We start from the raw sequence: 252 nt of genomic DNA, 5'->3' as shown, positions 1-252 counted from the left end.
TTCAGCAAGGTCCAAGTCTTATGACAGTGACTTCTATTAGGCTCTCCAATGTATCCAGTGAAACGCCAAACTCCCTTAGTATCATCTTGGATTTTGTCATCAATATAGTTGTTGGAATAGCCTAGCAATTGAACTTCATCTTGAACTTTCCAGAGGAGAGCTATGCCTCCACTCCTACCACAAACGTCAACAGGCAGGAGACCCTCAAAGTCTATAGCAATTTTCACTTTTTCAAGAGTATCCTTTCTACTA

1 protein-coding gene is annotated in these 252 nt (G+C 40.9%); it reads right to left on the bottom strand.

The genetic code is table 11. The annotated features are described in order from the left end of the window. Positions 1-252, bottom strand: a 252-nt coding sequence (locus KVT31_RS29775) for a hypothetical protein (RefSeq protein WP_217613750.1), incomplete at both ends; no start/stop codon positions are given.

The organism is Bacillus sp. GbtcB14 (assembly GCF_019091205.1).
Classification (GTDB): domain Bacteria; phylum Bacillota; class Bacilli; order Bacillales; family Bacillaceae_G; genus Bacillus_A; species Bacillus_A cereus_AG.
The sequence above is the reverse complement of the archived record's forward strand: the minus strand, read 5'-3'. Positions and strand labels throughout refer to the sequence as shown.